Source organism: Spirillospora sp. CA-142024, from assembly GCF_050942325.1.
Classification (GTDB): Bacteria; Actinomycetota; Actinomycetes; order Streptosporangiales; family Streptosporangiaceae; genus Spirillospora.
Map to the genome: position 1 here is coordinate 4,010,684 of NZ_CP192077.1, position 25,447 is coordinate 4,036,130.

A 25,447-nucleotide genomic window follows, 5' to 3' on the forward strand; every position below is an offset into this window, starting at 1 on the left:
CGACCGTGACCAGGCACTTCCTCCGGGACGACGATCTCACCCCCGCCGAACAGGCCGAGGTGCTCGACCTCGCCGGCGCGGTGAAGAAGGACCGGTTCGGCCACAGGCCGCTGGAGGGCCCGCGGTCGGTGGCGGTGCTGTTCGACAAGCCGTCCACCCGGACCCGGCTCTCGTTCGCCGCCGGCATCGCCGAGCTGGGCGGCAACCCGCTCGTGATGGACGCCGGAACGAGCCAGCTCGGCCGCGGCGAGACGATCGCGGACACCGCGCGCGTCCTCGAACGGCAGGTCAGCGCGATCGTGTGGCGGACGGCCGGGCAGGAGCGCATCGAGGAGATGGCCGCCGGCACCAGGGTCCCGGTCGTCAACGCCCTCACCGACGAGTTCCACCCCTGCCAGATCCTCGCCGACCTGCAGACCGTCCGGGAGGCGAAGGGCGACCTCGCCGGCGTCACGCTCGCCTACTTCGGCGACGGCGCCAACAACATGGCGCACTCCTACCTGCTCGGCTGCGCCACCGCCGGGATGCACGTCCGGATCGGCGCCCCCGCGTCGCTGCCCCCCGCCCCCGCCGTCGTGGCCCGCGCGACCGAGATCGCCGCCGCGACCGGCGGATCCGTGACGGTCACCGACGACGCCCGGCAGGCCGCCGCCGGGGCCGACGTCCTCGCGACCGACACGTGGGTGTCGATGGGGCAGGACGGCAAGGACACCTCGCTGTACGAGCCGTACGCCGTGGACGAGGACCTGCTCGCCGACGCCGACCCCGGGGCGATCGTGCTGCACTGCCTGCCCGCCTACCGGGGCAAGGAGATCGCCGCGTCCGTCCTGGACGGTCCGCAGAGCAGGGTCTGGGACGAGGCCGAGAACCGGCTGCACGCCCAGAAGGCGCTGCTCATCTGGCTTCTGGAGCGCTCCCTTTGACGACTCCCATGACCAAGGCCGCCCGGCACGCCCGCGTGATCGAGCTGCTGACCCGGCATCCCGTCCACTCGCAGGGCGAGCTCGCCAAGCTGCTCGGCGACGAGGGGGTCGAGGTCACCCAGGCCACGCTCTCGCGCGATCTGGTGGAGATCGGCGCGGTCAAGCTCCGCGCCGACGACGGCAGCCTGATCTACGCCGTGCCCGGAGAGGGCGGCGAGCGGATCCGGCGGGCCCGCACCGGGGCGGCCGAGACGTTCACCGGACGGCTCTCCCGGCTCGCCGCGGAACTACTCGTCTCGGCCGAGGCGTCCGCGAACCTGGTCATGGTGCGCACCCCGCCGGGCGCAGCCCAGTACCTGGCCTCGGCGATCGACCACGCGGAATGGCCGTCCATCCTCGGCACCGTCGCCGGCGACGACTCGATCCTCGTCATCGCGCGCGACCCGAACGGCGGGGAGGACGTCGCGCAGGCGCTCCTCAGGCTGATCAGCGGGCGCGAACGACGAGGCCAGGGGCCGCCCGGCGGCCCCGAACCCGGCCCGTCCTGACCCGCGGCGGGGCGGAACCGCCGTACCCTGTGGCGGGCGCCGTGACCGCGGCGTCCCGCACGCGGAGCGTCCGTGCGCCGCGCGCCGGGACGACGTGGTGAGATGGCAGTCGACCGAACGTTCAGCGGTGGGAAGAAGAGGATTTCCGTGACCAAGGCACCGACGCGGCTGTGGGGCGGCCGGTTCGAAGGCGGCCCGTCGGACGCGCTCGCCCGGCTCTCGGTGAGCGTCCAGTTCGACTGGCGGCTCGCCCCCTACGACCTGATGGGCTCGCGCGCGCACGCCCGCGTCCTCAACCGGGCGGGGCTGCTCACCGACGACGAGCTGGAGCGCATGATCGGTGCCCTGAACGATCTGGAGGAGGCGGCGAGGTCCGGGGAGTTCCGGCCGGCCGTCGCCGACGAGGACGTGCACACCGCGCTCGAACGCGGCCTGCTGGAGCGGCTCGGCGCCCTCGGCGGTAAGCTGCGCGCCGGCCGCAGCCGCAACGACCAGGTCGCCACCGACCTGCGCCTCTACCTGCGCGACCACGCCCGCCAGATCGTCTCCCGGCTGGTCGAGCTGGAGACCGCGCTCATCGCGCAGGCCGAGCACAACCTCGGCGTCGCTGCACCGGGCATGACCCACCTGCAGCACGCCCAGCCCGTACTGTTCTCCCACCAGCTTCTCGCGCACGTCCAGCCGCTCACCCGCGACATCGACCGGCTCCGCGACTGGGACCGGCGCGCCGCGGTGTCCCCCCTCGGCTCCGGCGCCCTCGCCGGCTCCTCCCTGCCGCTGGACCCGCAGGCCACCGCCGCCGAGCTGGGCTTCGACGCCGCCGCCCCGAACTCCATGGACGCCGTCGCCGACCGCGACTTCGTCGCCGAGTTCCTCTTCGCCGCCGCGCTGATCGGCGTGCACCTGTCGCGCCTCGGCGAGGAGATCTGCCTCTGGGCGTCGCAGGAGTTTCGCTGGATCGAGATGGACGACACCTATGCCACCGGGTCGTCGATCATGCCGCAGAAGAAGAACCCCGACGTCGCGGAGCTGGCGCGCGGCAAGGCCGGCCGCCTCATCGGCCATCTCGTCGGCCTGCTCACCACGCTCAAGGGCCTGCCGCTCACCTACAACCGCGACCTCCAGGAGGACAAGGAGGGCGCGTTCGACGCCGTCGAGACGCTGCTGCTCGTCCTCCCCGCCATGTCCGGACTTATCGCGACGATGCGGGTCAACACCGAGCGGCTGGAGGCGCTCGCCCCGGACGGCTTCGCCCTCGCCACCGACCTCGCCGAGCTGCTCGTCCGGCGCGGCGTGGCGTTCCGCGACGCCCACGAGGTCGTCGGGCACCTGGTCGTCTGGTGCCAGGTCAACGACAAGGACTTCGACGACCTGACCGACGAGGAGCTCGGCAAGGTGTCGCCGCATCTGACGCCGGACGTCCGCGAGGTGCTGAACGTCCAGGGCGCCCTGGCGTCGCGCAAGGCCTACGGGGGGACTGCCCCCGACCGCGTCCGCGAGCAGATCGGCGTGCTGCGCACGCTGGTCAACGAGCACGCCGCCTGGGCCGCGGGCTCCGACTCCTGAGGCGGCCGTCCGCCGTTCCGCGCCCCCGGTGGAGCGGGACGGCCGCCGCGACGCCGGAGGCCCCCTAGGCTGTCGGCGGACTGTCCCCTAGATGACGGTGAGGCGATGGACGGAGCGTTGCTGCCACGGAAGTTCTTCGACCGCCCGGTGGACGAGGTCGCTCCCGCACTGCTGGGGCATGTGATCACGCACCGGACCCCCGAAGGCGAGGTCGCCGCACGGCTCACCGAGGTGGAGGCGTACGCGGGTCCTCTGGACCCCGCCTCCCACGCCTATCGGGGACGGACGCAGCGCAACGCGGTGATGTTCGGGCCGCCCGGGTACGTCTACGTGTACTTCACCTACGGCATGCACTTCTGCATGAACCTGGTCTGCGGACCGGACGGGACGTCCATGGCGGTGCTCCTGCGCGCCGGCGAGATCATCGCGGGGGAGGAGATCGCCAGGGAACGCCGGCCGCGCTCGACCGTCCGTGACCTGGCCCGCGGCCCGGCCCGGCTCTGCCAGGCCCTCGGTGTCGCCCGCGAGCAGAACGGCCTGGACGTGTGCACGCCCGGCGGTGCGATGACCGTCCGCCAAGGCGAGGCCGCCGATCCCGCGTCGATCCGCAACGGCCCCCGGACCGGTGTCAACGGCGCCAAGGACGTTCCGTGGCGGTTCTGGATCGACGGAGACCCGACCGTCTCCCCGTACCGCGCGCACGTTCCGCGGCAGCGGAAGAAGATCCCCGCCGATGACTGACCCCGCCCCACCCGTTCCCCGCGTCGGCATACCGTCGGCGACGTCGCCGGGACGGAGGGCGGTACGGGCTCTGGCGGGCGCCATGGGCTATGTCGCGTTCGTCGTGCTCCTGGTCGTCGTGGTCGTCGACGGCTCGCTTCACCGGACGTCCCGCCTCGGCGACGTCGAGCGGCAGCCGGCGTCCGTGAATTACGAGGACGGCAGCACGCACTACGCCGGCCTCGTCCACACGCGCAGCTGGGTCTTCGGCAGGCATCAGAGCTATGAGCTGTATACGGGCCGTTACCCTGACCTCGGCTACGGGCACTTCGTCCGGCTGGGGTTCGGGCTGGACGATCAGCGGCCCGTCATCGCCGACGCGACATGGGACGAGAAGGGCGTCCGGGTGACGTTCACATCCGGGCACGAGGTGTTCGTTCCCGCCCGCCACTTCGTCGGCGGCCGTTGAATATCGTTGGCGTGACACGCGCCCGCCGTGCAGCCTGGTGGGCGAACGGAAAGACGGAAAGCAAGCCGGAGACGAGGGAGACCGTGACCGACATCCTGGACGATCTCGCGTGGCGCGGCCTGATCGCGCAGTCCACCGACCTGGACGAACTGCGGGCACTGCTCGCCGCGGGACCGGTCACGCTGTATTGCGGGTTCGACCCGACGGCGCCCTCGCTGCACCTGGGCAACCTGATCCAGATCCTCACGCTGCGGCGCTTCCAGAAGGCCGGCCACCGGCCCATCGGCCTCGTCGGCGGCGCGACCGGCCTGATCGGCGACCCGAGCGGGAAGAGCGCCGAACGCGTCCTGAACTCGGAGGAGACCGTCGCGGGCTGGGTCGAGCGGGTCCGCGGGCAGGTGTCGAAGTTCCTCGACTTCCATGACGGCCCGACCGGCGCGACGATGGTCAGCAACCTCGACTGGACGGGCCCGATGTCGGCCATCGAGTTCCTGCGCGACATCGGCAAGCACTTCCCGGTCAACCGGATGCTCGCCCGGGAGACGGTCAAGGCGCGGCTCGACACGACGGGGATGAGCTACACCGAGTTCAGCTACGTCCTGCTCCAGTCGATGGACTTCCTGGAGCTGTACCGGCGGCACGGGTGCCTGCTGCAGACGGGCGGCAGCGACCAGTGGGGCAACCTGACCGCGGGCGTGGACCTCATCCGGCGGGTCGCGGGCGGCAGCGCGCACGCGCTGACGACGCCGCTTCTCACCAAGGCGGACGGGTCCAAGTTCGGCAAGACGGCGGGCGGCGAGACCTACTGGCTCGACCCGGAGCTGACCTCGCCGTACGCGTTCTACCAGTTCTGGATCAACGCCGATGACCGGGACGTGGAGCAGTTCCTCAGGTTCTTCAGCTTCCGTCCCCGCGAGGAGATCGAGGACCTGGTCAAGCAGGGCGCCGACCGTCCGGCGGCGCGGGCCCCGCAGCGCGCGCTCGCCGAGGAGATGACCACGCTCGTGCACGGCGCGGACGAGACGGCCCGGGTCATCGCCGCCTCCCGCGCCTTGTTCGGGCAGGGCGCCCTGGAGGAGCTGGACGAGCGGACGCTCAAGGCCGCCCTCGCCGAAGTGCCCCGCACGGAGGTCCCCGCCGGGGAGCTGCCGACCGTCGTGGATCTGCTGGTGGCGTCCGGCCTGTGCAAGAGCAAGTCCGAGGCACGCCGCGCCATCGCCCAGGGCGGTGCCTACCTCAACAACGCCAAGGTCGAGTCGGAGGAAGCCGCGCCGGGGACCGGCGACCTGCTCCACGGCCGCTTCCTCGTCCTGCGTCGCGGGAAGCGGAACGTGGGCGGCGTCGAGGTGACCGCGTCCTGACGTGCCCTGTGGCCGCCCGTCCGGAGCCGTTCCGGGCGGGCGGTCGCAATATCGGGGGCAAACTTCGGTAGATACACGTCACAGTGCGGTTACGGCGGGCCGTGCGAGGGCATACTTTGAAGCCGGAAAACAGCATGTGACCTGCGGATTCGCGCCCGGCGGGGGTCGATTTGACGGTCCTGTCGGCGAGATCTAATGTTCTACACGCCCCACGGGGGAGCGGGACGCCGACAGGCGGCCGGCCCCGAGGGGAACCCTCTACAGACCGAGCTGGGCGAGACTTGTCGCGCCCTAAAGAGATGTAAGGGCCGAACCGCCCCAAAGTTGGACGAACGGGACGGATCGGGTAGGATTGAGGGGTTGCCCCGGAGCCGGGGCCTGCGGGAGCAGGGGTTCGGCGCGGTGGGTGTCCGTTTCTTGAGAACTCAACAGCGTGTTAAAAGCCAGTGCCTTTATCGGCCCGTCTGTTTTTGTTGGCCGGGTCGCCCCGTGGCTGTTCCTTTTGGGATGGTCGGGGATTTCTTTGAGGCAATGCACGGCCCCTGTGGGGGTCTGTGTGGTGCTGGGATTGTTTCCTGAGGTTTGGCCGGCTGGGGTTCGCCCCCTGGTTGGTCGTTCGAACCTTGATGGAGAGTTTGATCCTGGCTCAGGACGAACGCTGGCGGCGTGCTTAACACATGCAAGTCGAGCGGAAAGGCCCCTTCGGGGGTACTCGAGCGGCGAACGGGTGAGTAACACGTGAGCAACCTGCCCCTGACTTTGGGATAAGCCTGGGAAACCGGGTCTAATACCGGATATGACCTCCGATCGCATGGTCGGTGGTGGAAAGTTTTTCGGTCAGGGTTGGGCTCGCGGCCTATCAGCTTGTTGGTGGGGTGATGGCCTACCAAGGCGACGACGGGTAACCGGCCTGAGAGGGCGACCGGTCACACTGGGACTGAGACACGGCCCAGACTCCTACGGGAGGCAGCAGTGGGGAATATTGCGCAATGGGCGGAAGCCTGACGCAGCGACGCCGCGTGAGGGATGACGGCCTTCGGGTTGTAAACCTCTTTCAGCAGGGACGAAGCTAACGTGACGGTACCTGCAGAAGAAGCGCCGGCTAACTACGTGCCAGCAGCCGCGGTAATACGTAGGGCGCAAGCGTTGTCCGGAATTATTGGGCGTAAAGAGCTCGTAGGCGGTTTGTCGCGTCTGTCGTGAAAGCCCACGGCTTAACCGTGGGTCTGCGGTGGATACGGGCAGACTAGAGGCAGGTAGGGGAGAATGGAATTCCCGGTGTAGCGGTGAAATGCGCAGATATCGGGAGGAACACCGGTGGCGAAGGCGGTTCTCTGGGCCTGTACTGACGCTGAGGAGCGAAAGCGTGGGGAGCGAACAGGATTAGATACCCTGGTAGTCCACGCCGTAAACGTTGGGCGCTAGGTGTGGGGTTCTTCCACGGATTCCGCGCCGTAGCTAACGCATTAAGCGCCCCGCCTGGGGAGTACGGCCGCAAGGCTAAAACTCAAAGGAATTGACGGGGGCCCGCACAAGCGGCGGAGCATGTTGCTTAATTCGACGCAACGCGAAGAACCTTACCAAGGCTTGACATCGCCGGAAAACCATCAGAGATGGTGGGTCCTTTTTGGGCCGGTGACAGGTGGTGCATGGCTGTCGTCAGCTCGTGTCGTGAGATGTTGGGTTAAGTCCCGCAACGAGCGCAACCCTCGTTCCATGTTGCCAGCACGTTATGGTGGGGACTCATGGGAGACCGCCGGGGTCAACTCGGAGGAAGGTGGGGATGACGTCAAGTCATCATGCCCCTTATGTCTTGGGCTGCAAACATGCTACAATGGCCGGTACAGAGGGCTGCGATACCGTGAGGTGGAGCGAATCCCTTAAAGCCGGTCTCAGTTCGGATCGAAGTCTGCAACTCGACTTCGTGAAGTCGGAGTCGCTAGTAATCGCAGATCAGCAACGCTGCGGTGAATACGTTCCCGGGCCTTGTACACACCGCCCGTCACGTCACGAAAGTCGGCAACACCCGAAGCCCGTGGCCCAACCACCTTGTGTGGGGGGAGCGGTCGAAGGTGGGGCCGGCGATTGGGACGAAGTCGTAACAAGGTAGCCGTACCGGAAGGTGCGGCTGGATCACCTCCTTTCTAAGGAGCACACAGCTGGCCCGGGCTGCTTCCCTTCCGGGAAGGCTCAGGTCGGTGGCCACCGTTGGCAGCGAGTGTCTGTCAGGTGGCTGCTCATAGATGTGGAGCACTGGCTATTCATCAGGTCGCTTACGCGGCCCGGCAAGTACCGCCCTGAAGCTTCGGCTTGGGGGAGTGGGAACGGCGGGTTCGGGTGGGGGGTCTGGTGGGCACGCTGTTGGGTCCTGAGGGAACGGGCGCGAGCCCGGGTGCCTCTGGATCGCGGGACCAGGACCACATTCCTTGATTGGGGTGTGGTTTTGGTGGGCCCGGTTGTTTTTTGAGAACTGCACAGTGGACGCGAGCATCTCTGGTGGGATGATGTGGCTCTTTTGGGTCATGGATTCTCATCTGCGATTTGTTTTGATCGTTTTGTGTGTTCAAGTTTTTTAGGGCATACGGTGGATGCCTTGGCATCAGGAGCCGATGAAGGACGTGGGAGCCTGCGATATGCCTCGGGGAGTCGGCAACCAGACTTTGATCCGGGGATTTCCGAATGGGGAAACCTGGCACTCGTCATGGGGTGTCGCCGCCTGCTGAATGTATAGGCAGGTTGGTGGGAACGCGGGGAAGTGAAACATCTCAGTACCCGCAGGAAGAGAAAACAATTGTGATTCCGTGAGTAGTGGTGAGCGAAAGCGGAGGAGCCTAAACCGTGCGCGTGTGATAGCCGGCAGGCGTTGCGTGTGCGGGGTTGTGGGACCATCCGGGTCCAGCTGCCGCTGGGTCAAGGAGTTATAAACTGCTCGGATAGTTGAACGGCTTGGGATGGCCGACCGTAGACGGTGAGAGTCCGGTAGACGAAATCTGGGTGGCTTCTGGGTGTGTTCCCGAGTAGCACGGGGCCCGTGAAATCCCGTGTGAATCTGCCACGACCACGTGGTAAGGCTGAATACTTCCTGGTGACCGATAGCGGACTAGTACCGTGAGGGAAAGGTGAAAAGTGCCCCGGTGAGGGGTCGTGAAATAGTACCTGAAACCGTGTGCCTACAAGCCGTCAGAGCGTCCTCACTGCCTTCGGGTGGTGTTCGTGATGGCGTGCCTTTTGAAGAATGAGCCTGCGAGTTATGGTGTGTGGCGAGGTTAACCGGTGGCGGGTAGCCGTAGCGAAAGCGAGTCTGAATAGGGCGTTTTTAGTCGCATGCTGTAGACCCGAAGCGGGGTGATCTAGCCATGGGCAGGGTGAAGCGCCGGTAAGACGGTGTGGAGGCCCGAACCCACCAGGGTTGAAAACCTGGGGGATGACCTGTGGTTAGGGGTGAAAGGCCAATCAAACTCCGTGATAGCTGGTTCTCCCCGAAATGCATTTAGGTGCAGCGTTGCGTGTTTCTTGCCGGAGGTAGAGCTACTGGATGGCTGATGGGCCCTACAAGGTTACTGACGTCAGCCAAACTCCGAATGCCGGTAAGTGAGAGCGTGGCAGTGAGACTGCGGGGGATAAGCTTCGTAGTCGAGAGGGAAACAGCCCAGATCATCGGTTAAGGCCCCTAAGCGTGTGCTAAGTGGGAAAGGATGTGGAGTTGCCGTGACAACCAGGAGGTTGGCTTAGAAGCAGCCATCCTTGAAAGAGTGCGTAATAGCTCACTGGTCAAGTGATTCCGCGCCGACAATGTAGCGGGGCTCAAGCACACCGCCGAAACCGTGGCATTGCATCCCTTCGGGGTGTGATGGGTAGGGGAGCGTCCTGTAGCCGGTGAAGCCGCCGAGTGATCGAGTGGTGGAGGCTGCGGGAGTGAGAATGCAGGCATGAGTAGCGAATCACACGTGAGAAACGTGTGCGCCGGATGACCAAGGGTTCCTGGGGCAGGCTAATCCGCCCAGGGTAAGTCGGGACCTAAGGCGAGGCCGACAGGCGTAGTCGATGGACAACGGGTTGATATTCCCGTACCCGCTGGTATGCGCCAACGCTGAACCCTCTGATGCTAAGACCCCGAATCCTGGGTTGAGCCTTCGGGCTTGTCCTGGGCCTAGCGGTCGGCCCGAGGGGGTAGTAGGTGAGTGATGGGGTGACGCAGGAGGGTAGCTCAGCCCAGGCGATGGTTGTCCTGGGGTAAGCATGTAGCCCGCGCTGCAGGTAAATCCGTGGCGCGTTAAGGGTGAGATGTGATGCCGAGCCGTTTTAGGTGAAGTGAGTGATCCCATGCTGTCGAGAAAAGCCTCTAGCGAGTGTATCGGCGGCCCGTACCCTAAACCGACTCAGGTGGTCAGGTAGAGAATACCAAGGCGATCGGGTGAACTGTGGTTAAGGAACTCGGCAAATTGCCCCCGTAACTTTGGGAGAAGGGGGACCACGCCTGGTGAACCGTCTTGCACGGGGAGCTGGGTGGGGTCGCAGAGGCCAGGGGGAAGCGACTGTTTACTAAAAACACAGGTCCGTGCGAAGTCGTAAGACGCTGTATACGGACTGACGCCTGCCCGGTGCCGGAACGTTAAGAGGACCGGTTAGACGCTTTCGGGTGTCGAGGCTGAGAATCTAAGCGCCGGTAAACGGCGGTGGTAACTATAACCATCCTAAGGTAGCGAAATTCCTTGTCGGGTAAGTTCCGACCTGCACGAATGGCGTAACGACTTCCCCGCTGTCTCAACCACAGGCCCGGCGAAATTGCAGTACGAGTAAAGATGCTCGTTTCGCGCAGCAGGACGGAAAGACCCCGGGACCTTCACTACAGCTTGGCATTGGCGCCTGAAGCGTCTTGTGTAGGATAGGTGGGAGACTGTGAAGCCCAGACGCCAGTTTGGGTGGAGTCGTTGGTGAAATACCACTCTGGTCGTTTTGAGCGTCTAACCCGCACCCGTGTATCCGGGTGGGGGACAGTGCCTGGTGGGTAGTTTAACTGGGGCGGTTGCCTCCTAAAGTGTAACGGAGGCGCCCAAAGGTTCCCTCAGCCTGGTTGGCAATCAGGTGGCGAGTGCAAGGGCACAAGGGAGCTTGACTGTGAGACGGACGTGTCGAGCAGGTGCGAAAGCAGGGCCTAGTGATCCGGCACCTACGTGTGGAAGTGGTGTCGCTCAACGGCTAAAAGGTACCCCGGGGATAACAGGCTGATCTTCCCCAAGAGTCCATATCGACGGGATGGTTTGGCACCTCGATGTCGGCTCGTCGCATCCTGGGGCTGGAGTAGGTCCCAAGGGTTGGGCTGTTCGCCCATTAAAGCGGCACGCGAGCTGGGTTTAGAACGTCGCGAGACAGTTCGGTCCCTATCCGCTGTGCGCGTAGGAGAATTGAGAGGGTCTGTCCCTAGTACGAGAGGACCGGGACGGACGAACCTCTGGTGTGCCAGTTGTCCCGCCAGGGGCACGGCTGGTTGGCTACGTTCGGTCGGGATAACCGCTGAAAGCATCTAAGCGGGAAGCCTTCCTCGAGATGAGTTCTCCCACCCTGTTAAAGGGGTGTAAGGCCCCCGGTAGACGACCGGGTTGATAGGCTGGAGATGGAAGCACGGTGACGTGTGGAGTCGACCGGTACTAATAGGCCGAGTGGCTTGAACACACTGAACGTTCAAAGCATCTCGCTGCGTAGAAGTGTTCGCGTCCCTGTGTGGTTCCCAGGAAACAACCGGGAACCCGCGTATAATAGAATGATCGAGCCTTGGTTGCTCGGACGGATTCTTCCCGCACCCCTGCTGGGGTGTTGGGGGTTGGTCGTTCGGTGGTTTTGGCGAGGGGGAAACACCCGGTCCCATCCCGAACCCGGAAGTTAAGCCCTTCAGCGCCGATGGTACTGCATGGGAGACTGTGTGGGAGAGTAGGACACCGCCGGACTCATATTGCAGAAAGGCCCCGCCGATACCGGCGGGGCCTTTCTCATTTCTCGGCGAGGGAATCGCCGCGTCCAGCGAAGGCATCCCAGAGGAGCGCGGCAGGCTCCGCGGTATTGAAGAGCGACTCGATACGGGATCGGTCGCCGTCCAGGTGGCTGAGGGTCTGGATACCGAGGAACATGGCGACCGCGATCATCCCGAGATCGCGGGACGGGACCAGGCTTTCCAATGTCGTTCCCGCGACGAGCCGGCGAATGGTGGCGGCGGCGAACTCGGACCAGGATTCGACATGGGCGAGGAGTTCGTTGCGGAGACGAGGAGACGCCGACGATGCTCTGAAGAGCTCCTGGACGGCATCGATGTGCCCCTGATCCCGCATGTCCTCGGCGTACAGCTCGCGGAGATCGGCCAGCAGTTCCGTGGCGTCCGCGCAGGAACCCAGCGCCTCTTCGTAGCGCTCCCTGCGGGCCTGGCTCGTGTCGCGCAACGCGGCGACGAGAAGGTCCTCAAGATCTTCGAAGTGGTAGTAGATGACGCCCGGTGCGAAGCCGCCCGTCTTGGCGATCGAGCGGGCGGTCGTCCCGCCGTAGCCCTCCGCGGCGAGCGTCCGAACGGCCGCTTCGAGGAGACGTTTCCTCGCTTCCGCGCGTGGCGCCATGCCTGTCAGATCACCTTCCACGGCCGTACGCCCGCCTCGGCGAGGACCGGGTCGAGGCGTCGCGCGAGACGTGCCAGATGGTGGCTCGGCACCTGCGGGTAGAGATGGTGCTCCAAGTGGTACGTCAACTCCAGGAAGAGCGCGGGAACGACTCGTCCGCGCAGAGTGTGCGTCTGCGTGAGCGGCGTGTCCCCGTAATGCCGGTGCGGCAGATGGACGGTCAGCAGCGGATAGACCCAGCTTCCCACGATCACCAGCGCGGCGTACACGAGCAGCCCCCGCCACAGGAGCATTCCGGCGCCGACCGCCGCGAAGGGCAGAGCCGCCTCGGCCAGCAGCCACAGGCGCTGCCCCAGGGCGGCGCGGCGGAAGGCCCAGAGCCACAGGCGGGCGAGGAAGACCGGTCCGTAGAGCACCGCACCCACCGCGGACAGGTTGGCCGGGTAGCCCTCTGGATCCTCATCGCTGGGGAAGGTGCGGTGGTGCTGCAAGTGCGTCGCCCGGTAGGCGTGGCCGCTCTCCAGCAGGACCGCGCCGAGGAGGAACAGCGCCCACTCCGTCGCACGCCGGCCGAGGCCGAGGGAACGGTGGACGACGTCATGCGTCGCCGTGACAACCGCCACGAAGATCCCGAAGGTGATCGGGGGAGTCAGCCACCACCATCCGGCGCCCCAGGCGACCGCGAAGAGCGCGATGCCGACATACGGCAGAGACAAGGTGAGGATGCGCCGACGCGGTGTGGTGACGAGCAGGTCAGAGCCCAGTTCGGAGAGCTTTGGGATCATCGGTACGACCCCGTTCTGCGACCGGCCCTGAGAACCTCGTCCGCGACGATCCTGCTGCCGAGCGCGCACGCGACGGTGCCGAGCCCGGGCCAGGTCGAGTCACCGACGAGCCAGAGCCCCGGCACACCGAGCGAATGCGGGACCGCGTTCTGGTTGGCGTTCCGCGGTGACTGGTGAGGGCCGCCGACCGCACCGCCCGGCCGGAACGCGAAACGCTCGTACGAGCGGGGCGTGCCGACCTCCCACACCCGGGCCCGCTCACCGAGGTTCGGATGGACACGACGGGCCAGGCTGACGAGGCGCTCCCCGGTCGCCCGCTTGCGGACCTCGTAGTCGGCGTCCGGCAGCCCCTCCCAATCCGCCAGCCCGGTGTGCGTGGAGATCATCACGGCGCGTTCGCCGGCCGGTGCGCTGTCGGTGTCACCGGGCGCCGACACCGACACGAACATGTTGTTGCCGTCGCCGAGCGGCCGGTCGTAGTCCTGGAGCAGCTGGTGGTGGGTGAACTCCTGGCCGGCGACCTCGTCCTCCGGGACGCCGAGGAAGACGACGATCGCACCGCCCATGTCCCCGGCGTCCCGCTCCAGGTAGGGGCGGAGCGGCCGCGCGAGGTCGGGGACGACGCGGGCGGTGGTCGCGGCGGGCAGTGCGCTCACCACCTGCCGCGCATGGAGGACGCCGAGCCTCGTGTGGACGTCGAACGCCCCGGCCCGTCCGGTGACCCGGTCGGCGCGGCAGCCGACGACGAGCCGCCCGCCCATCCCGCGGTAGTGCGCGAGGAAACGGCGCCAGAAGCCGCGCATCCCGCCGTCCGCGCGGGTGAGCCCGGCGCCGCGGATGGTGACGCCCAGCGCCGCGTTGATGAGCGGGGCCCGGTCAACGGTGCTGTGCACGGTGTCCTCCACCAGCATCGACAGCAGCCCGGTCAGCGGCTTGTCGTCGCGAAGGCCGTGCCGGACGAGGGCGTCCCCGAGAGTGGTGTTCAGGTGGCGGGCGAGGGGGATTCCGCGCGGGCCGAGAGCGCGCAGGTTGTGGAGCATGTCCGCGGGACGCCGCATCGGCAGGCGGACCCCGGCGCGGCTCGCGTCCCAGGACACCTGCGCGAGCCGGTCGAGCCGCGTCCAGAAGGCGCGGTGCGCGGCACTGTCGCCGAGGACGCGCAACCGCTCGCGGTGCCAGGCGAGGGTGTCGCGGTAGAGGGTCACCTTGCGGTCCGGGAGCCAGCCGACGTAGCCGGGGAGGGCCTCGCCCGGAACCGGGTCCATGCCGATGCCGGCGAGCAGTTCGGCCCCGACCCCGCCGGGCTCGAAGTCGACCATCGTCGTCGCGCCCACGTCGAACGAGAACCCGCGCCGCCGGTAGTAGCCGGCGCAGCCGCCGACATGCCCGTGCGCCTCGACGACGACCGTGGACACGCCCGCCGCCTGCAACCGGGCCGCCGTCGCCATCCCGGCGAGCCCTCCGCCCAGCACGGCGACCTCGCACGACGCCGGAAACCGTGCCGCCGCCCGCCGTGGGCGCCTTTCCTGAACATCTGTTCTGAACATGAGTTCAGAGTCCGTCCGGACCGGTGCGCCGTCAATGCCGGAAATCGCGGATGGCCGGAGGCGGCCCGGTCCTCAAATGAACGGCCCAAGCCGCGAACCCCTGGTCGGCGGCCTGAACGAGAGTCCGGCCCCATGCGCCGATGCCGGAATGATGCGGCGACCGTCCGGCGGTGCCGCCTCTCGCGGACGAACCGGCAGGTGAACAGCACGTACGCCGCTCGGTGCGAACCCCTTCCGACGGGAGTCAGGTCGTTCGGCGATACCGCACCGACCGCCGGGGAATCCCGGTCACGCCGACACGCGAACCTCCTGCAGATCACGGCGCTGCGGGCGGTCGGTCGGAAACGTGATAGTGCCGGACGGGTGGTCTGGTGCGGGCCGGGGCCTCAACGCCGTGCGTGGCGGATCTTCAACCGGCCGAACCCCATGGTCCCGGTGATCCGGATCCTCGGCCCGCCGGGGCCGGAGTGCCGCCTCGGCTTGTAGAGCGAGTCCTTCCACACGGTGCGCAGCTCCTCGATGTCGACGACCGCGTCGCGCGGCACCGTGATCTTCGCCCTGCCGGTGCCCAGCCGCACCTCGATGTCGACCACCGGATGCTCGATGACCGCCCGGGACAGGTCGAGGTGCACCCTTCCGAACGCGGACTCGACCTTGAGGGTCCGCGGCACCCGCCATGCGCCGCGACGCTGGATCCGGCCGCTGAGGACGGCGATCGTGGACGTGGTGCCCGGTTTCTCCGGCGGAAGCGAGGCCAGAGCCGTCCCGAGCTCGCCGCGTGTCTTGGCGGTCAGCACCCGGTCGAGGAGCTCGTCCATCTCCTCGTGCGAGATGTGCCCTTCGCCGTACGCCTCCTGCAGGCGCCGCACGGCCGTTTCGCGGTCGTCTTCACCGACCGGCGACGACGGGTCTTCTGGCAAGGGGGTCACCGTTGCACTCTAGTGCGCCTGCCGTTGGTCATCATGTCCATGATCGCCCGAAGGTGCGCGGTCGTCGGGCCGAGGGGTGATCCGGCCGCCGAGGAGAGCGGCCAGGGACGGGTGGGTGCGTCCGGGCGCGATGGTGGTGATGCGGTAGCGGGCGACAGCCGCCTTGACGAAGGGGTCCTCGGCGGCGATCTCCTCCGCGCCTTGGCGGTCGACGCCGACGGCGATGATGAGGCCGCCCTCTGATGAGGGGATGGTCTGCCCGGAGAGGACGAACGTGCCGGCGGCATGGTGCCGTTCGAGGAAGGCCACGTGCCCGGCGACATGCGGTTCGGCCGCCTGTTCCGAACCCGTGTACTCCAGCCGCAGCAGATGCAGCACTCGACCTCCCCGATCTTCGTCCGCTGATCGGCAAGTCTGCCAGTCAACGACCGCCGGGCCGGTGTGCGGCTGCCTATCCTGCTGTGATGGGCATCGACTGGAGCGACCAGCTGGCGGAGCAGCTCGACTGGCATTGGCTCCACCAGCTGAGGCCACGCCTGGACGGCCTGACCGATGACGAGTACTTCTGGGAGCCCGTGCCCGGGGGGTGGAGTGTCCGCCCGCGCGGCGAAGCGAGGAGCCCGATGGCCGCAGGGGCGGGGGAGTACGTGATCGACTACGCCTACCCCGAACCCGACCCCGCCCCGGTGACGTCCATCGCCTGGCGGCTCGGGCACATCATCGTGGGCGTGCTCGGCATGCGGGTCGCCGGGCACTTCGGCGGGCCGCCGGTCGACTACGGGTCCTTCCGCTATGCGGGATCCGCCGGCGAGGCTCTCACCCAGCTCGACGCCGGATACGCGGCCTGGCTGGACGGCGTCCGGAGCCTCGGCCCCGACGACCTGGCCCGTCCCAGCGGCCCGGCCGAGGCGCCGTACGAGGATTTCCCGCTCGCCGCGCTGGTCCTGCACATCAATCGCGAGGTCATCCACCACGGGGCCGAGATCGCGCTGCTCCGCGACCTCTACCTCCAGGGCCGGGAAGGGGCCTAACGTGCCCCCGCTATCGCCCAGGCTCGCCGAGATCGTGGACGCGTTGCCCCTCACGCCGGACATGCGGGTCCTGGAGATCGGATGCGGGCCCGGCGCCGCCGCGCGAGCCGTCGCGGCCCGGCTCGGCACCGGGCACATCCTCGCGATCGACCGGTCCGCCACGGCGATCGCGCAGGCGGAGGCCGCGTCCGCCGAGGAGATCGCGTCGGGGCGGATGAGCGTCCGGCGGGCGGCGATCGAGGACTTCGGGCTCGAAGCCGGCGAAGCGCCCTTCGATCTCGTCTTCGCCGTCCGGGTCGGGGCGCTGGACGGCCGTCATCCGGGCGCCGGGCGCAAGGCCATGGCGTGCATCGCCGCGGCGCTGGCCCCGGGCGGACGCCTCTTCATCGACGGCGGCGATCCGCTGCGCGAACTGGCGCTCTGAGTCAGCGGCCGAGGGCCGTGTCCAGGGTGGCGGCCCACTGGTGCAGCAGACGGGTGCGGCGAGCCGAGTCGTCGGTGAGCAGATCGGCCAGGCCGAGACCCCGGACGAGGTCGAGGGTCGCCTGGACCGTCTCCCTGACGCCCGGGACCGACTCGTCCGCGCCCAGGGCCTCGACCGTGAGCCGGTGCACCTCGCGTCCGACCCGGGCCTCCAGGGGGACGACCCGCGCGCGGAGCTGCTCGTCGGAACTGGCGGCGACCCAGAGCTGGAGGGCGGCGCGGAAGAGGGGGCTCGTGTACATCTCGCCGAGCAGGGTGACGACGTCCAGTGTGGACGGACGGTGGTCGGCGAGCGCGTCGAGCCGTTCGCGCATCCGGGCCTTCCGCACGTCCGCGCCGTACTCGACCGCGGCGGTCACGAGGTCCTCGCGGGTCCGGAAGTGGTGCTGGGCGGCGCCGCGGGAGACGCCCGCGCGCTCCGCGACCACCGCGACGGTCGTCCCCGCCCAGCCGACGGAGGCGAGGCAGTCGATGGCGGCCTCCAGGAGGCGCCGGCGGGTCGCGCGGCTGCGGTCCTGCTGCGGTTCGCGGGGGAGTGCCTGGGCGGTCATGGAGTCCTCGGGTCCGGTGGTCCTCCAGTCAATCAAATGATCACGGCAAGAAACAATCATGCGCGATTGATTTTTTCTGTGCGGGCTGGCAGGGTTCAGGCATGAGCCAACCGCTGCGGGTCGGTAACGCCTCGGGCTTCTACGGCGACCGCTTCTCCGCGGTGCGGGAGATGCTGGAGGGAGGGCCGCTGGACGTCCTCACCGGCGACTACCTGGCCGAGCTGACGATGCTGATCCTGGGCCGCGGCAGGATGAAGGACCCGGACGCCGGGTACGCCGCGACCTTCCTGCGGCAGATGGAGGAGTCCCTCGGGCTGGCCGCGGCTCGCGGCACCAAGATCGTCACCAACGCCGGCGGGCTCAACCCGAGCGGGCTGGCGGACCGGCTCCGCGAACTGGCCTCCCGGCTCGGGATCGACGTGCGGATCGCCCATGTGGAGGGCGACGACCTGCTCGAACGGGCGGACGAACTGGGCCTGGCGGACGAGCGGTACGGGCGGCCGCTGACCGCCAACGCCTACCTCGGCGCCTGGGGGATCGTCGAATGCCTGCGGGCCGGCGCCGACGTGGTCGTGACCGGACGCGTCACCGACGCGTCGCTGGTGGTGGGCCCGGCCGCGGCGCACTTCGGCTGGGCGCGCGACGACTGGGACGCGCTGGCCGGCGCGACGGCCGCCGGGCATGTGCTCGAGTGCGGGGCGCAGGCCACCGGCGGCAACTACGCCTTCTTTCAAGAGATCTACAATGTAAAGGCCCTCGGCTTTCCGATCGCCGAGATCCATCCCGACGGCACCAGCGTGATCACCAAGCACGCCGGGTCGGGCGGCGCCGTGACCGCCGAGACCGTCACGGCGCAGCTGCTGTACGAGATCGGCGGGCCATCCTATGCCGGTCCGGACGTGACGACGCGGTTCGACACGATCGACCTGGCGCCGGACGGCCCCGACCGAGTGCGGATCAGCGGCGTGAGAGGCGTCCCTCCGCCTCCGGCCACCAAGGTGTGCCTCAACCACCTCGGCGGCCATCGCAACGAGATGACGTTCGTGCTCACCGGCCTGGACATCGAGGCCAAGGCCGATTTCGCGAAGGCCCGGCTGGAGGCGGCCTTCGGCGATGCCCGGCCGGCCCGCGTCGAGTGGACGCTCATCGGCGCAGCCAAGCCCGACCCGGCCACACAGGGGGAGGCGACGGCCCTGCTCCGCTGTGCCGTCCTCGACCCGGACCCGGAGACGGTCGGACGCGCCTTCAGCGGCGCCGCGGTGGAACTGGCCCTCGCGGGCTACCCGGGCTTCACGATGACGACACCGCCGGGCAAGGGCGGTCCGTACGGCGTTTACACGCCCGCGTTCGTCCCGAACGGCGTGGTCGAGCACGTGGCGGTCACCCACGAGGGGAAACGCATCCCCATCCCGCCCGCGCCCGCGGAGACCGGCGAGCCCAAACCCGATCGGCAGGACATCGTCCCGCAAGAGAACGCGGGAGGAGGCCCCACCGTCCGCGCACCGCTCGGCCGGGTCGTGGGAGCGCGGAGCGGGGACAAGGGCGGGGACGCGAACATCGGCGTGTGGGCCCGGACGGACGCGCAGTGGCGCTGGCTGGAGCCGTTCCTCACCATCGAAAGATTCCAGGAGCTGCTGCCGGAGACCCGGGAGCACACCGTCCGGCGGCACACGCTGCCCAACCTCCGCGCGGTGAACTTCGTCGTCGAAGGGCTGCTGCAGGAGGGCGTATCGGCCTCGACCCGGTTCGACCCGCAGGGCAAGGCCCTCGGGGAATGGCTGCGATCCCGCCTCGTCGACATCCCGGAGGCCGTCCTGTGACCCTGAGGAGCACGCTGGACACGCACGGCCCGGAGTACCGGGAGCGCCGCCAGGCCATGCTGGAGAAGCTCGCCGCGCTGGACGCCGAACACGCCAAGGCGCTGGAGGGCGGCGGTGAGAAGTACGTCGCCCGCCACCGGAAGCGCGGGAAGATGCTCGCCAGGGAGCGCATCGAGCTGCTCCTCGACCCCGACTCGCCGTTCCTGGAGCTGAGCCCGCTCGCGGCGTGGGGCAGCGACTTCCCCGTCGGCGCGAGCGTCGTCACCGGTATCGGCGTCGTCGAGGGCGTCGAATGCGTGATCGTGGCGAACGACCCGACCGTCCGGGGCGGGTCCAGCAACCCGTGGACGGTGAAGAAGAGCTTCCGCGCCTCCGACATCGCGCTGGAGAACCGGCTGCCCGTGATCAACCTGGTCGAGTCGGGCGGCGCGGACCTGCCGACCCAGAAGGAGATCTTCATTCCGGGCGGGCGCATGTTCCGGGACCTGACCCGGCTGTCGGCGGCCGGCATCCCGACGATCGCCCTGGTGTTCGGCAACTCCACGGCCGGCGGCGCGTACATCCCGGGCATGTGCGACTACGTGGTCATGGTCAAGGAGCGGGCGAAGGTGTTCCTCGGCGGTCCGCCGCTGGTGAAGATGGCGACCGGTGAGGAGGCCGGCGACGAGGAGCTCGGCGGGGCGGAGATGCACGCGCGCACGTCCGGGCTCGCCGACTACATGGCCGCCGACGAGGCGGACGCGCTCCGCCTGGGCCGTCAGATCGTCCGGAACCTCAACCACCGCAAGCTCGGACCGCAGCCCGGCCCGGCGGAGGAGCCGCTGTACGACCCGGAGGAACTCGCCGGGATCGTCCCTGAAGACCTGAAGGTCCCGTTCGATCCGCGCGAGGTCATCGCGCGGATCGCGGACGGGTCGCGGTTCGACGAGTTCAAGCCGCTGTACGGGACGAGCCTGGTCACCGGCTGGACGCGCGTCCACGGCCACCCGATCGGGGTCCTCGCGAACGCGCAGGGCGTGCTGTTCGGGGACGAGGCGCAGAAGGCGGCGCAGTTCATCCAGCTCGCCAACCAGAACGACACCCCGCTGCTGTTCCTGCACAACACGACCGGCTACATGGTCGGCAAGGAGTACGAGCAGGCCGGGATCATCAAGCACGGCGCCCTGATGATCAACGCGGTGGCCAACAGCAGGGTCCCGCACATCACGATCGTGATGGGGGCGTCGTACGGGGCGGGCAACTACGGCATGTGCGGCCGCGCGTACGACCCCCGGTTCCTGTTCGCGTGGCCGAGCGCCAAGTCGGCGGTGATGGGGCCGCAGCAGCTCGCGGGCGTGCTGTCGATCGTCGCGCGGCAGGCGGCCGAGGCGCGCGGCCAGGCCTACGACGAGGACCAGGACCGCGCGATGCGGGAGATGGTCGAGGCGCAGATCGAGGCCGAGTCGCTGCCGTTCTTCCTGTCGGGACGCCTCTACGACGACGGTGTGATCGACCCGCGCGACACCCGGACCGTGCTCGGCCTGTGCCTGTCCGCCGTCTGCAACGCGCCCGTCCGCGGGGCCGACGGCTTCGGCGTCTTCCGGATGTGAGCGACTGATGATCAACAGAGTGCTGGTGGCCAACCGCGGCGAGATCGCCCGCCGCGTCCTGCGGGCCTGCCGGGACCTCGGCATCGGGACCGTCGCCGTCCATTCCGACCCCGATGCCGGGGCGCCGCACGTCCGGGAGGCGGACGTGGCGGGCCGGCTGCCCGGTGCGTCCCCGGCGGAGACGTACCTGTCGTCCGCGCGGCTGCTCGCCGTGGCGAAGAGCGCGGGGGCCGACGCCGTCCATCCCGGCTACGGGTTCCTGTCGGAGAACGCGGACTTCGCGCGGGCCGTCATCGACGCGGGCCTGACCTGGATCGGCCCGCCGCCCGCGGCGATCGCCGCGATGGGCTCCAAGATCGAGGCCAAGAAGCTGATGGCCGCCGCGGACGTCCCGGTGCTGCCCGAACTCGACCCCGCCCAGGTGGCGGAGGCGGACTTCCCGCTGCTGGTGAAGGCCTCCGCGGGCGGCGGCGGCCGCGGCATGCGCGTCGTCGGCGCGCCGGACGAACTGGACGGCGCGGTCGCCGCCGCGCGCCGCGAGGCGGAGTCGGCGTTCGGCGACCCGACGGTGTTCTGCGAGCCGCTGCTCGAGGGCGCCCGCCACATCGAGGTGCAGGTCCTCGCCGACGCGCACGGGACGGTCTGGACGCTCGGCGAACGCGAATGCTCGATCCAGCGACGCCACCAGAAGATCGTCGAGGAGGCGCCGTCGCCCGCCGTCCCACCCGGGCTGCGGGCGCGCCTGTGCGAGGCGGCGGCGAGCGCGGCCCGGGCGATCGGCTACGTGGGCGCGGGCACGGTCGAGTTCATGCTGGCGCGCGACGGCCGCTTCTTCTTCCTGGAGGTCAACACCCGCCTCCAGGTCGAGCACCCGGTCACCGAGTGCGTGTACGGGGTGGATCTCGTCCGGCTGCAGATCGAGGTCGCCGAGGGCGCCCGTCTCGGCGAGGACATGCCGGAGCCGCGCGGCCACGCCATCGAGGTCCGCCTGTACGCGGAGGACCCGGCGCGTGGCTGGCGGCCTGCCAGCGGCACCCTGCACACCTTCGAGGTCCCGGGCGTGGACGCCGAGTTCGCCGTCCCCGCGGAGCACGGGCTGCGGCTCGACAGCGGTGTGGAGAGCGGCGTCGAGGTCGGCGTCCACTACGACCCGATGCTCGCCAAAGTGATCGCGTGGGCGCCGACCCGGGCCGCGGCCGCCCGGAGGTTGGCGGCCGGGCTGCGCGGCGCCCGCATCCACGGCCTCACCACCAACCGCGACCTGCTCGTCCGGATCCTGGAGGAGCCGTCCTTCCTGGACGGCGACACCGACACCGGCTACCTGGACCGCGTCGGCCTCGGCGCCTTGGCCGCGCCGCTGGCGGACGAGGCCGCGGTCAGGGTGTCCGCGCTGGCCGCCGCGCTCGCCCAGGCGGCGGCGAACCGGTCTGCCGCGGCGGTGCTCGGCGGCCTCCCGTCCGGCTGGCGCAATGTCAGGTCCCAGCCCCAGCGCAGGACCTTCGAAGGCCCGCACGGCGCCGTCGACGTCGACTACCGCCTGCTCCGGGACGGCCTGACTTCCGACCTGTGCCCCGGTACCTCGCTGGTGGCCGCGACGCCCGACCAGGTCGTCCTCGACCATGACGGCCTCCGCGAGACCTTCACGGTGAAGACGGCCGGGGACGCGGTGCACGTCGACTCCCGCCTCGGCCCCGTCACGCTCACCGCCGTCCCGCGTTTCGCCGACCCGAGCGGCCACATCGCCGCCGGCTCGCTTCTCGCCCCCATGCCCGGCACCGTCGTCCGCGTCGGGACGGAACCGGGCGCGGCCGTCGCCGAGGGGGAGACCCTCGTCGTCCTGGAGGCGATGAAGATGGAGCACCGGATCGCCGCGCCGTCCGCCGGGACGGTCACGGAACTGAACGTCGCGGCGGGACAGCAGGTCGAGTCCGGCGCCGTCCTCGCGATCATCGAAGGGAACCCGGAATGAGCTTCGTGGAGACCGAGGAGCGACGCGCGCTGCGCGCGGCCGTCGCCGAACTGGGTGCCGAGTACGGGTCCTCCTACTACGTGGAGAAGGCCAGGTCCGGGGGGAAGACCGACGAGCTGTGGGCCGCGGCCGGGCGGCTCGGGTATCTCGGCGTCAACGTGCCGGAGGAGTACGGCGGGGGAGGCGGCGGCATCGGCGACCTCGCCGCCGTGTGCGAGGAGCTCGCCGCCGCGGGCTGCCCGCTGCTGCTCATGGTCGTGTCCCCGGCGATCTGCGCGACGATCATCGGCCGGTCCGGCACGGACGACCAGCGGAAGCACTGGCTGCCGCGCTTCGCGGACGGCTCGGTCAAGATGGCGTTCGCGATCACCGAGCCCGACGCCGGTTCCAACTCGCACCGCATCACCACCACGGCCCGCCGGGACGGCGACGGCTGGGTGCTGAACGGGCAGAAGACGTTCATCTCGGGTGTGGACGAGTCGGACGCCGTCCTGTTCGTCTCCCGCACGCAGGACCAGAAGGGAAACCTGCGCCCGTCGCTGTTCATCGTCCCGACCGGTACCCCCGGCTTCACCCACACCCCCATCGACATGGAGATCGTGTCGCCGGAGAAGCAGTTCGTCTGCCACCTCGACGACGTCCGGCTGCCCTACGACGCGCTCGTCGGCGACGAGGACGGCGGCCTGCTGCAGCTGTTCGCCGGCCTCAACCCCGAGCGGATCATGGCCGCCGCGATGGGCGCCGGGATCGGCCGGCTCGCCCTCGGCAAGGCCACCGCGTACGCCAGGGACCGGCAGGTGTTCCGGACGCCGATCGGCGCGCACCAGGGCCTCGCGCACCCGCTCGCCGCCGCCAAGATCGAGCTGGAGCTGGCCCGGCTGATGGGGCAGAAGGCGGCCTGGCTGTACGACGCGGGCGACGACACCGGCGCCGGGGAGGCCGCGAACATGGCCAAGTACGCCACCGCCGAGGCCGCGATCCACTGCGTCGACCAGGCCATCCAGACCCACGGCGGAAACGGCCTCACCACCGAGTACGGCGTCGGGATGCTCGCCGGCGTGGTCCGGCTCATGCGGATCGCGCCGGTCAGCCGCGAGATGATCCTCAACTTCGTCGCGCAGCACTCCCTCGGGTTGCCCAAGTCCTACTGAGGACACGCGGTGGCGGCGGGAGACAACGCGCCCTAAAATCCTGACGGTCCGGCGCTTTGATCAAGAGAAGATCGCGACCCGAGGGACTTCCGTGCACGGTCCGCCGCCCGTACCCCTGCCCGCCCCCGACCCCGGGCCGCCCGCGCCGCCCCCCGCACCGGCCCCGACCGCGGCCCCGCGCGGCCGCCGCCTGGCGGCCTGGAGCATCGACACCGCCCTCCTCGCCGGCGCCGCGGTCCTCCTCGGCATGATGACGTGGGGCCGGCTGAACGGCCTGCTCGGGGACGGCCTGTGGGGCGACGCGCTGTCGGCGACCGGCGGGCTCCTGCTGTCGGGCGGCGACGTCCAGAACGCCGCCGAGGACTTCGGCATGGGTCTCTGGCGGAAGGTCGTCGAGGCCGTCGAGCAGGCGCTGCTGCTGCTCATCCTGATCGAGTTCCTGCACCAGTTCGCCGGGCAGGCCCTCGCCGGCCGCACCATCGGCAAAGCCGTGCTGGATCTGCGCGTGGAGAACGCCAGGTCCGCCAAGTCCCGTGCGCTGCGCCGCTCCCTGGCGACCACGGCGGGCGGCACCGGCCTGTACTGCGCCGCCTGCATCCTCCTGCTGCACGGCCTGTTCCTCCTCTCCCTCGTGATGTGGCTGGCGGCCGTCGGGGTCTTCCTGGCCAACAGCGCGCCGGCGCTCGTCGGCGCCCGCCGCCGCACCTTCGCCGACCTGGTGGCGGGCACCGCCCTGGTCCGGGCGGACGGCTACCGGCGCGCCGCCGAGGCCGCGAGACAGGGCGCCGTCATCGCCTGGGACGGCACGCAGGCGGCGGGCCAGGTCGCGGGCCAGGTCGTCCGCGACAACGCCGTCCGGCTCACCCAGGCCGAGGCCGCGCAGCGCGCCCTGCAGTCGGAGCGCGCCCGGCAGGTGCAGGATCTCGGCCGGCGCTCCGCCGCCAGGGTGCACGGGGCGATGCAGGGCGAACGGGCGCAGCAGGTCGGCGACATGGGCAAACGCTTCGGCGGACGGCTCAAGAACGCCTACCGGGACCGCCGGGCGGCGCGCCAGGCGCCACCGCTGCCCCCGGCGCCCGAACGGCCCGCCCTCCCACCGCCGGAGCCGTACTACGACCCGTACCCTTACGCGCAGCCGGGCCAGTACGCGCCCCCCGGACAGTATTCGCCACCTGCCCAGCCGGGCCAGTACGGCCAGCCGGGCCGGCCCGGCCAACCCCCGCACGCGTCCGGGCAGCCGCCCGGCCCATGGCAGGCTCCCGTCGACCCGGGAGAACCGCCCGCCGCCCCCTGACGCCGACACAGGACCAAGGGCACGACCTGCCGGACTTTTCTTACTTATAGTGATGATCTAGTTACATAGAGTGGCCAGTCGGGAAGGACCGCAGAGCAAGCACCGAGAC

The 25,447-nt window shown here is 69.2% G+C and carries 19 protein-coding genes and 3 rRNA genes; 16 read left to right on the top strand and 6 right to left on the bottom strand.

Going from position 1 to position 25,447, the window contains the following annotated elements; genetic code table 11:
- Nucleotides 1-5 precede the first annotated feature (5 nt).
- From argF to rrf, 9 genes are all read left to right on the top strand, one after another.
- Nucleotides 6-923, top strand: coding sequence for an ornithine carbamoyltransferase (gene argF / locus ACQPZP_RS19410; protein WP_433479006.1), 918 nt, complete (start codon nt 6-8; stop codon nt 921-923).
- Between the two features lie 8 nt (nt 924-931).
- Entirely contained in the window at nt 932-1,471 is a 540-nt protein-coding gene (locus ACQPZP_RS19415) for an arginine repressor (RefSeq protein ID WP_433470011.1), read from the top strand.
- Between the two features lie 147 nt (nt 1,472-1,618).
- Entirely contained in the window at nt 1,619-3,037 is a 1,419-nt protein-coding gene (gene argH, locus ACQPZP_RS19420; protein ID WP_433479007.1) for an argininosuccinate lyase, read from the top strand.
- A 105-nt stretch (nt 3,038-3,142) separates the two neighbouring features.
- Nucleotides 3,143-3,778, top strand: a complete 636-nt coding sequence (locus ACQPZP_RS19425; RefSeq protein ID WP_433479008.1) for a DNA-3-methyladenine glycosylase — start codon at nt 3,143-3,145, stop codon at nt 3,776-3,778.
- Nucleotides 3,771-4,226 carry a hypothetical protein gene (locus ACQPZP_RS19430; RefSeq protein WP_433479009.1) on the top strand — a complete coding sequence of 152 codons (456 nt, stop codon included), beginning with the start codon at nt 3,771-3,773 and terminating at the stop codon, nt 4,224-4,226. The genes ACQPZP_RS19425 and ACQPZP_RS19430 overlap by 8 nt, the downstream gene beginning before the upstream one ends.
- Before the next feature lie 83 nt (nt 4,227-4,309).
- Nucleotides 4,310-5,587, top strand: coding sequence for a tyrosine--tRNA ligase (gene tyrS, locus ACQPZP_RS19435; protein ID WP_433479010.1), 1,278 nt, complete (start codon nt 4,310-4,312; stop codon nt 5,585-5,587).
- A 623-nt stretch (nt 5,588-6,210) separates the two neighbouring features.
- A 16S ribosomal RNA gene (locus tag ACQPZP_RS19440) occupies nt 6,211-7,731 on the top strand.
- A 417-nt stretch (nt 7,732-8,148) separates the two neighbouring features.
- Nucleotides 8,149-11,260: ribosomal RNA gene (locus ACQPZP_RS19445) — 23S ribosomal RNA — on the top strand.
- Between the two features lie 155 nt (nt 11,261-11,415).
- Nucleotides 11,416-11,532 (top strand): 5S ribosomal RNA (gene rrf / locus ACQPZP_RS19450).
- The 16S, 23S and 5S rRNA genes sit together here, the layout of an rRNA operon.
- Nucleotides 11,533-11,574: 42 nt before the next feature.
- Here the strand turns inward: rrf and ACQPZP_RS19455 are convergent.
- The 5 genes from ACQPZP_RS19455 to ACQPZP_RS19475 all read right to left on the bottom strand — a co-directional run bounded on the left by ACQPZP_RS19455 (nt 11,575) and on the right by ACQPZP_RS19475 (nt 15,828).
- Nucleotides 11,575-12,189, bottom strand: coding sequence for a TetR/AcrR family transcriptional regulator (locus ACQPZP_RS19455; protein ID WP_433479011.1), 615 nt, complete (start codon nt 12,187-12,189; stop codon nt 11,575-11,577).
- A gap of 5 nt (nt 12,190-12,194) precedes the next feature.
- Entirely contained in the window at nt 12,195-12,974 is a 780-nt protein-coding gene (locus ACQPZP_RS19460; RefSeq protein WP_433479012.1) for a fatty acid desaturase family protein, read from the bottom strand.
- On the bottom strand, nt 12,971-14,521 hold the full coding sequence (locus ACQPZP_RS19465; RefSeq protein WP_433479013.1) for a phytoene desaturase family protein: 1,551 nt from the start codon (nt 14,519-14,521) through the stop codon (nt 12,971-12,973). Before ACQPZP_RS19465 ends, ACQPZP_RS19460 begins: the two co-directional genes overlap by 4 nt.
- Before the next feature lie 386 nt (nt 14,522-14,907).
- Complete coding sequence (locus tag ACQPZP_RS19470) at nt 14,908-15,450, bottom strand: DUF1707 domain-containing protein (protein ID WP_433479014.1); 543 nt, start codon at nt 15,448-15,450, stop codon at nt 14,908-14,910.
- 9 nt (nt 15,451-15,459) lie between these two features.
- Nucleotides 15,460-15,828: a YciI family protein gene (locus ACQPZP_RS19475; RefSeq protein ID WP_433479015.1), complete on the bottom strand. Its 369-nt coding sequence runs from the start codon at nt 15,826-15,828 to the stop codon at nt 15,460-15,462.
- An 86-nt stretch (nt 15,829-15,914) separates the two neighbouring features.
- Between ACQPZP_RS19475 and ACQPZP_RS19480 the strand changes: the two genes are divergently transcribed.
- Complete coding sequence (locus tag ACQPZP_RS19480; RefSeq protein ID WP_433479016.1) at nt 15,915-16,481, top strand: DinB family protein; 567 nt, start codon at nt 15,915-15,917, stop codon at nt 16,479-16,481.
- Nucleotide 16,482: 1 nt separating this feature from the next.
- Complete coding sequence (locus ACQPZP_RS19485; RefSeq protein ID WP_433479017.1) at nt 16,483-16,905, top strand: methyltransferase domain-containing protein; 423 nt, start codon at nt 16,483-16,485, stop codon at nt 16,903-16,905.
- A gap of 1 nt (nt 16,906) precedes the next feature.
- Here ACQPZP_RS19485 and ACQPZP_RS19490 read toward each other — a convergent pair whose 3' ends face one another.
- Nucleotides 16,907-17,515 (bottom strand): TetR/AcrR family transcriptional regulator, encoded by a 609-nt coding sequence (locus ACQPZP_RS19490; RefSeq protein ID WP_433479018.1) that lies wholly within the window; start codon nt 17,513-17,515, stop codon nt 16,907-16,909.
- 101 nt (nt 17,516-17,616) lie between these two features.
- On the opposite strand from ACQPZP_RS19490, the gene ACQPZP_RS19495 reads away from it, so the two are divergent.
- The 5 genes from ACQPZP_RS19495 (at nt 17,617) to ACQPZP_RS19515 (ending at nt 25,338) form a co-directional block, all read left to right on the top strand.
- The gene (locus ACQPZP_RS19495; RefSeq protein WP_433479019.1) at nt 17,617-19,335 is read left to right on the top strand and encodes an acyclic terpene utilization AtuA family protein; all 1,719 of its coding nucleotides are present in this window, start codon (nt 17,617-17,619) and stop codon (nt 19,333-19,335) included.
- Nucleotides 19,290-20,924 carry an acyl-CoA carboxylase subunit beta gene (locus ACQPZP_RS19500; protein WP_433479020.1) on the top strand — a complete coding sequence of 545 codons (1,635 nt, stop codon included), beginning with the start codon at nt 19,290-19,292 and terminating at the stop codon, nt 20,922-20,924. The genes ACQPZP_RS19495 and ACQPZP_RS19500 overlap by 46 nt, the downstream gene beginning before the upstream one ends.
- A gap of 7 nt (nt 20,925-20,931) precedes the next feature.
- Complete coding sequence (locus ACQPZP_RS19505) at nt 20,932-22,893, top strand: acetyl/propionyl/methylcrotonyl-CoA carboxylase subunit alpha (RefSeq protein ID WP_433479021.1); 1,962 nt, start codon at nt 20,932-20,934, stop codon at nt 22,891-22,893.
- Entirely contained in the window at nt 22,890-24,044 is a 1,155-nt protein-coding gene (locus ACQPZP_RS19510) for an acyl-CoA dehydrogenase family protein (protein ID WP_433479022.1), read from the top strand. Before ACQPZP_RS19505 ends, ACQPZP_RS19510 begins: the two co-directional genes overlap by 4 nt.
- 91 nt (nt 24,045-24,135) lie before the next feature.
- Entirely contained in the window at nt 24,136-25,338 is a 1,203-nt protein-coding gene (locus ACQPZP_RS19515; RefSeq protein WP_433479023.1) for an RDD family protein, read from the top strand.
- Nucleotides 25,339-25,447: the final 109 nt, after the last annotated feature.